Here is a 1,304-nt window from a genome sequence, read left to right on the forward strand (position 1 = left end):
TCGCGAGCAAGCTCGCTCCTTGTATGTTGACCCTGAGTCCAAAGAGAGAGGTTACGCTCAAGGACTCATACAACAGCAAGTGCGTTTCTGGGGGAGGCCGATCGCTCCTGAAGGCAGGATTTGCTCTTGACCTTGTCTGTAGAGAGGCCCCCCCGCCTCATTGCCCACCACGAAGAGTATCGAGAAGCCGACAAGTCGGACTTCGCATTACAAGGTTGCAGTGGCATGAAGTTCGAGGTCGGGGGAACCGGGAGCAATCTTACCGAAAGTCAGGGAAGTGAAAAGCATGAATATTCATGTTGGCATAGACATTAGTGCCCGCACGTCTGCGATGGGATGGCGACAGGACGGTAAAACATCAGGCCAGTGGGAGATTCAGCACACCCCCAAGGGGCGCAAGGCTGCCGTGGCCAAGATGCTGGGTCTCAAGCCACTGAGCGTGGTTATGGAAGCCACCGGCATCTATTACCTGGATCTTGCGCTGGAGTTGCACGCCGCCGGTTTACCGGTATCGGTGATCAACCCAAAAAGTTTTCACAATTTTGCCAAGTTGATGCTGCAAAACAGCAAGACTGACCAGATAGATGCTCAGTTACTGGCTGAATATGGCGAGCGTATGGCGCCGAGACTTTGGGTACCGCCTACGGCCGATCAGATGACGTTGCGTGCCATTGGACGTCATATCAATCGTCTGATTGGTCATCGAACGCGAGCCAAAAACGAATTGCACGCGCTACAAGCGACAGAAACGAGTGTGGAGCTGCTGATCGAGGATGAGAAAGAGGCGATTGCAGGGCTGGACACACGGATTGAACGTTTGAAGAAAGCCGCACGTGATGCCATCGCCAAATGCCCGGGCCTGAGTTTGCAGTTTCGCTGCATGATGGCGGCACCCGGCGTAGGAGAGGCCTCGGCTATCGCCGCACTGGCTGAGCTGACGACTCTGCCTGTGACGCTTAAATCGGCACAGGTAAGCCGCTACGCAGGCCTGGACGTCAGGTTGACGCAGTCAGGTACCAGCGTGAATCGGCCAGGGCGAATGTCCAAATGTGGCAATGCTTATTTGCGTGCAGCGATGTTCATGCCGGCAATGACGGCAATCCGCTGCGATGAGAATGTGAAGGCTTTTTACGAAGCTCTCGTAGCTCGCGGCAAGAAAAAAATGCAGGCAATCGGCGCGGTGATGCGTAAATACCTGACTGGGTTGTGGGCGTGCATGCGTTCCGGAGAAGAATTTAATACGGCCAAGCTTTTTAGCGAAAAACATCTCGCGAAAGCTTGACCGTGAACAGAGTATCTACAGG

At 54.3% G+C, this 1,304-nt stretch carries 1 protein-coding gene; it reads left to right on the forward strand.

Translation table 11 applies throughout. The features are described 5' to 3' along the window. The first annotated feature begins 286 nt into the window (after positions 1-286). Positions 287-1,282, forward strand: coding sequence for a transposase (locus FQ182_RS29590; RefSeq protein WP_149415363.1), 996 nt, complete (start codon positions 287-289; stop codon positions 1,280-1,282). Positions 1,283-1,304: the final 22 nt, after the last annotated feature.

This window comes from Pseudomonas sp. ANT_H4 (assembly GCF_008369295.1).
GTDB lineage: Bacteria > Pseudomonadota > Gammaproteobacteria > Pseudomonadales > Pseudomonadaceae > Aquipseudomonas.

What these genes read in the sequence shown, in the direction of transcription:
- FQ182_RS29590 (WP_149415363.1), top strand. Translation starts at nt 287, where the DNA reads ATGAATATTCATGTTGGCATAGACATTAGTGCCCGCACGTCTGCGATG.